Here is a 5,620-nt window from a genome sequence, read left to right as displayed (position 1 = left end):
GCCGGCCGCCGCATCCGGCGCCGGCTCGACCGGTTCGGGCAGCTTCGGCAGCCGGAAGGTCGCCCGGCCCGAGCGCCGGCCGGTCGCCTCGACCTCGCAGGGCACGACGCCCACGGCCTCCTCGATCTCGAAGCGCCCCGAGCGGCCTTTGCCCGCTGTCGCGTCCATCAGGCCGAGCAGCACGGCGGTTCCGACGGTCGGATGTCCGGCGAAGGGCAGTTCGTGGCGCGGCGTGAAAATGCGCAGCCTCGCCTTTCGGCTCTCGTCCTCCGCCGGCAGCAGGAAGACCGTTTCGGACAGGTTGAACTGGAGGGCGATCGCCTGCATCGCGGCGACGTCGAGCCCGTTGGCGTCGAGCACCACGGCGAGCGGGTTGCCGGCGAGCGATCGGTCGGCGAAGACGTCGAGGATGACGTACAGGCGGGACATCGCGGCCGGTTAGCATGGGCGGTCCCGCAGCGCCATATCGGCGCGCCCTGCTCAAAATTGCGCCAGGCGCAGCCGCCGGGCATCCATGGGCGGCCGGTTGCTGCGGCGCATGAGAAAACAGGGCCGAAACGTTTGTTTCGACCCTGTCTCAGTCTTGTTCGGCGCGCCGCGCGGACTGCGCGGCCGACGTTCGGCAGGAAGGCGACATCAGCGCTTCCACGACGGGTAAGCGGCCTGAATGGCCTCATCATGATACCCGGCGCCGCCATAGATCATGACCGGAGCCGGCTTCGGCGAAAACTCGACGGCGCGGCGCGCCGCTTCGCGACGGCCGAGCGCCGAAATCCGGGCCCGGCTGGGGAATTCATAGATCGTGGCCGTCCGGCCAGCAGGTTCGTTCCTCAACATCGTCAGTTCTCTCGTTGCTTCCAAGCGCGAGACCGGCGCCCGGACGCCGGACGACGAGACTGCGCGACACAAATATAGCGGGCCTTGCGCAGTCTTTCAGCGGTCTGCCTAGTCAAAAAGCAGCAAATGCAAAAACTATGAGCATGCGTTGATTTGCGTCTCCTGCGGACCTTCGAGGAGCATGAGAACACGTTGGCGCGGCGTCGCCTGCGCCCGGCGCGGCGGCGGTTGGCATGCGGCGTGCTTTCACCGCAGCGCGCCGACGGCGCGCGCTTCCGCGCGCAGGCTTGTGGTTTCGAGAACCCTCGCGTCACTCTGAAGAGGCTCGCAATGACGAAGTATAAGCTCGAGTACATCTGGCTCGATGGGTACACGCCGGTTCCGAACCTGCGCGGCAAGACGCAGATCAAGGAGTTCGAGAGCTTCCCGACGCTCGAGCAACTGCCGCTGTGGGGCTTCGACGGCTCGTCGACGATGCAGGCCGAGGGCCATTCCTCCGACTGCGTGCTGAAGCCCGTCGCGGTCTATCCCGACCCTGCCCGCGTCAACGGCGCGCTGGTGATGTGCGAGGTCATGATGCCGGACGGCGTCACCCCGCACTCCACCAACAAGCGCGCCACCATCCTGGATGACGAGGGCGCGTGGTTCGGCTTCGAACAGGAGTACTTTTTCTACAAGAATGGCCGCCCGCTCGGCTTCCCGGCCGAGGGCTATCCCGCCCCGCAGGGCACCTATTACACGGGCGTCGGCTATTCGAACGTCGGCTCGGTCGCGCGCCAGATCGTTGAGGAGCATCTCGACCAGTGCCTTGCGGCCGGCATCAACCACGAGGGCATCAACGCGGAAGTCGCGAAGGGCCAGTGGGAGTTCCAGATCTTCGGCAAGGGCTCCAGGAAGGCCGCCGACGAGATGTGGATGGCTCGCTACCTGCTGCAGCGGCTCTGCGAGAAGTACGAGATCGACATCGAGTACCACTGCAAGCCGCTCGGCGACACCGACTGGAACGGCTCAGGCATGCACGCCAATTTCTCGACCGAGTATCTGCGCACCGTCGGTGGCAAGGACTATTTCGAGGCGCTGATGGCCGCCTTCGAGAAGAACCTGATGGACCACATCGCGGTCTACGGCCCGGACAACGACAAGCGTCTGACCGGCAAGCACGAGACCGCGCCGTGGAACAAGTTCTCCTACGGCGTGGCCGACCGCGGCGCCTCGATCCGCGTGCCGCATAGCTTCGTGAAGAACGACTACAAAGGCTATCTCGAGGACCGGCGTCCGAACAGCCAGGGCGACCCCTACCAGATCGCCTCGCAGATCCTGAAGACCGTCGCCGAGGTGCCGACCAGCGCCGAGAAGGCGGTCGCGGCCTGAGGCTTCTGACGACTTGCTCTTGATGAGAGCCGGCCCTCTGGCCGGCTCTTTTCGTTAGGGACGCGCTCTGCGCGCGACGTGGAGCGGGGCGGGGGAAGGGGATCGCGGAGCGGTGGAGGGGGCGGGCGTAGAACGCCGTCCGTGATTGCGGCCTGTCGAGCGAGCCCTATCTCCCGGCGCATGAACACGATTCGTTTCGCCGCCGCGGCCGCCGCGCTCACTCTCCTCGCCCAGCCTGCGCTCGCCGCCCCGGTGCCGTCCGGGCTTTGGCGGCTCGACAGCGGCAAGGCGCAGGTCCGGATCTCGGATTGCGGCGGCTCGCTCTGCGCGACGCTCGCCAGCCTACGCAAGCCCAACGACAAGAGCGGCCTGCCGAAGCGCGACAAGCGCAATCCGAACCCGGCGCTGCGCGACCGTCCGGTGATCGGCCTGTCGCTGGTGAGCGGCATGCGCTTCGACGGCGCTGAGTGGACCGGGCGGTTCTACAATCCCGACGACGGGCGCACCTATGCCGGCCGCATCACGCCCGACGGGTCCGACCGGCTGAAGCTCAAGGGCTGCGTGCTCGGCCTCGTCTGCAAGACGCAGGCGATGACGCGGATCGACTGAGGCTCAGCCGGCGGTCGCGAGCTCCGCCTTGCCGGGAGCGGTCCGCCAGCCGAGGTCGGGAAGCGAGACGATGCGGGCTCCGCGCAGGTCTGTCGCGGTCGCGATGAAGCCGCGCTCCTCCATATAGGCCAGGAGCCGCCGCGCGCGGCCGGTCGAACGGGTCCCATAGGCGCGCGCGATCTCGGCGTCGGACGGGCAGGGGGCTTCGGCGAGCGCTGACTTGGCGAGCAGCAGGAAGACCCCGCGGACGTCCTCGGGCAGCGCTGAGGCCACCAGCGTCGCCTGGTCCCATGCGCCATCGGCCATCGAGCCGTCTTCCGCCACCCCGGCCTTGGCGAGCGCGAGCGCCTTGCGGAAGCTTGGCAGATCGAGCGGCTCGCCGGCGACCTTGGCGATCCGGCAGCGCACGAGAAAGTCCTGGTAGAGCAGCGAGACCGGCTGGAAGCCGGCCTCGGGCTCCGCCATCATCTCGGCGATGATCGCGCCGGTCGCGGCCTCGCGCTCGGCGCCGGCGAAGAGGTCGGTCGCGGGCGGGGCCTCCGCGGCCTCGCCGCGCTCGGCGAGCTTCGCCAGCACGTCTTCCGCGGCCACGGGCGTCGGGACCACGCGGGGCCGGACGGCCTCCGGGCCCGGGCGGAAGATCAGGCTCGCGGCGTCCTCGACCGGCGTCTCGGGCAGCGGCGTCAGCTTCGGCCCTCCGCCGCGCGCCTCGGTCTCCACGGGGCCGATCGCGACGGCGTCCGGCCTGCGGCCGATCGCGGGACCGAGCGCCACGAAGCGGCCGCGTTCGAGATTGCGGAACGTCTCGGCCTGCCGCCGCTCCATGCCGAGCAGGTCGGCGGCCCGCGCCATGTCGATGTCGAGGAAGGTCCGGCCCATCAGGAAGTTCGAGGCTTCGGCGGCGACGTTCTTGGCGAGCTTGGCGAGCCGCTGGGTCGCGATCACGCCTGCGAGCCCGCGCTTGCGGCCGCGGCACATCAGATTGGTCATCGCGGTGAGCGACTGCCGGCGCGACTCCTCATCGGCGTCGCCGGAGGCCGCCGGCGCGAACAGCTGCGCCTCGTCGACCACCACGAGCATCGGGTACCAGAGGTCGCGCTCGGCCTCGAACAGCGCGTTCAGGAAGGTCGCGGCCGCGCGCATCTGGCGGTCGACCTCGAGCCCCTCGAGGTTGAACACGACCGACACCCTGTGCCGCCTGACCCGGTCGGCGATCGCGTTGAGGTCGCGCTCGCACGAAGCGGCGTCGATCACGACATGGCCGAAGGCGTCGGCGAGCGTGACGAAATCACCCTCGGGGTCGATCACGCATTGCTGTACCCAGGGCGCGCTCTGCTCCAGCAGACGGCGCAGCAGATGCGACTTGCCGGAACCCGAATTGCCCTGAACCAGCAGGCGCGTGGCGAGCAGCTCCTCGAGGTCGAAGACCGCCCGCTGGCCGTTCTGCCTGGCGCCGATGTCGATGCTGATGGTCAAGGCTTCAGGGCTGCATGCTTGGTCGCGCGCGGCGACGCCGCATTTGTCCCGAAGGTGCGGGAGCGCGGCCGAAACGCCAAGCGCCGCGACGGCTTATCCCCACCCTGGCGCCGCGGCCGATCGGCGCGATCCCAGACGCGTGATGGGACGGAGCGTATCTCGGCGTCGGACGTTGGCTCCGCGGGCGTCGTTCGTGGGAGATCGGCCGGCATGTCGGGCTTCTGGGTCAGGGCGCTGGTCGCCGCAGTTCTGCTCGCGTCGGTTCCAGTCGCCGTCTCGGCGCAGCAGCCGTCCCTTCCGCGGCCACCGGAGCTCACCGAACAGGCGATCGACGCGGCCGACTTCGACGGCTGGCGCGCGCGCCTCGACGAGCTGGCCAAGGCGCAGGCCGCCGAGTCGCGCCGGCCGAAGTCGAAGCGGAAAGCCGACGGCGCGCCTCCCGTCGGCAAGGCGCCGCCCGACCCGTTCCTGGTCCGCGTCCAGATCCTGCTCGACCGCGCCCACGCGTCGCCGGGCGTGATCGACGGACGCGACGGCGGCAATTTCCGCAAGGCCGTGCGGGCGTTCCAGGAGATGCGGACGCTCGCGGTCACAGGCGAGCCGGACGCCGAATTCTGGGCCGCGCTCTCGGCGGACCAGCGCAAGGCCACCCTGATCTACGAGCTGACCCAGGCGGACGTCGACGGGCCGTACTCCCCGCCCTTGCCGAAGGATTTCGCCAAGCTCGCGAAGATGAAGAGCCTCGGCTACAGCGGCCCGGAGGAGATGCTGGCGGAGCGCTTCCACCTCGACGAGCCGCTGCTGCGGGCGCTCAATCCCGGGGTCGACTTCCGGAAGACGGGGCAGAAGATCCTGGTCCCGGACGTCTCGGGGGAGCCCACCGCGCGCGTCTTGCGGATCGTCGTCGAACGCGAGGGGGGCGAACTGAAGGCCTACGACAAGGACGGCGCGATCGTGCTGGTCGATCCGGCGACCGTCGGCTCGCAGGACACGCCCTCGCCGAGCGGCCGTATGAAGGTCACCAAGGCCTATCCGGACCCGCCCTACCACTACGATCCGAAGAAGAACTTCCAGCAGGGCAAGAACCGCCGGAAGCTCACTTTGCCGCCCGGCCCGAACGGTCCCGTGGGCTCAATGTGGATCGACCTGACCAAGCCGACCTATGGCATCCACGGCACGCCGGACCCGGAGAAGATCGATAAGACTGGCAGCCATGGCTGTGTTCGCCTCACGAACTGGGATGCGCAGGCGCTCGCGGCCCTCGTCGAGCCGGGAAAGACGGAGGTCGAGTTCAGATAGGCGAAACGCCGGCGCGGACGCCGCGGAT

6 protein-coding genes are annotated in these 5,620 nt (G+C 69.1%); 3 read left to right on the top strand and 3 right to left on the bottom strand.

Annotated elements, in window-relative coordinates:
- On the bottom strand, positions 1-429 hold a 429-nt coding region (locus EK403_RS22940; protein ID WP_245479500.1), incomplete at its 3' end, for a PhzF family phenazine biosynthesis protein.
- Between the two features lie 207 nt (positions 430-636).
- Positions 637-837, bottom strand: coding sequence for a DUF2735 domain-containing protein (locus tag EK403_RS23755; protein ID WP_128776283.1), 201 nt, complete (start codon positions 835-837; stop codon positions 637-639).
- Positions 838-1,167: 330 nt separating this feature from the next.
- Between EK403_RS23755 and EK403_RS04350 the strand changes: the two genes are divergently transcribed.
- Entirely contained in the window at positions 1,168-2,208 is a 1,041-nt protein-coding gene (locus EK403_RS04350; protein ID WP_128776282.1) for a glutamine synthetase beta-grasp domain-containing protein, read from the top strand.
- Between the two features lie 180 nt (positions 2,209-2,388).
- On the top strand, positions 2,389-2,817 hold the full coding sequence (locus EK403_RS04345) for a DUF2147 domain-containing protein (protein ID WP_128776281.1): 429 nt from the start codon (positions 2,389-2,391) through the stop codon (positions 2,815-2,817).
- Positions 2,818-2,820: 3 nt separating this feature from the next.
- Here the strand turns inward: EK403_RS04345 and EK403_RS04340 are convergent, their stop codons facing one another.
- The gene (locus EK403_RS04340) at positions 2,821-4,293 is read right to left on the bottom strand and encodes a helicase HerA domain-containing protein (RefSeq protein WP_128776280.1); all 1,473 of its coding nucleotides are present in this window, start codon (positions 4,291-4,293) and stop codon (positions 2,821-2,823) included.
- Between the two features lie 210 nt (positions 4,294-4,503).
- Between EK403_RS04340 and EK403_RS04335 the strand changes: the two genes are divergently transcribed.
- Positions 4,504-5,592 (top strand): L,D-transpeptidase family protein, encoded by a 1,089-nt coding sequence (locus EK403_RS04335; RefSeq protein ID WP_128776279.1) that lies wholly within the window; start codon positions 4,504-4,506, stop codon positions 5,590-5,592.
- Positions 5,593-5,620 lie beyond the last annotated feature (28 nt).

This window comes from Hansschlegelia zhihuaiae (genome assembly GCF_004103825.1).
GTDB lineage: Bacteria > Pseudomonadota > Alphaproteobacteria > Rhizobiales > Methylopilaceae > Methylopila > Methylopila zhihuaiae.
The sequence above is the reverse complement of the archived record's forward strand: the minus strand, read 5'-3'. Positions and strand labels throughout refer to the sequence as shown.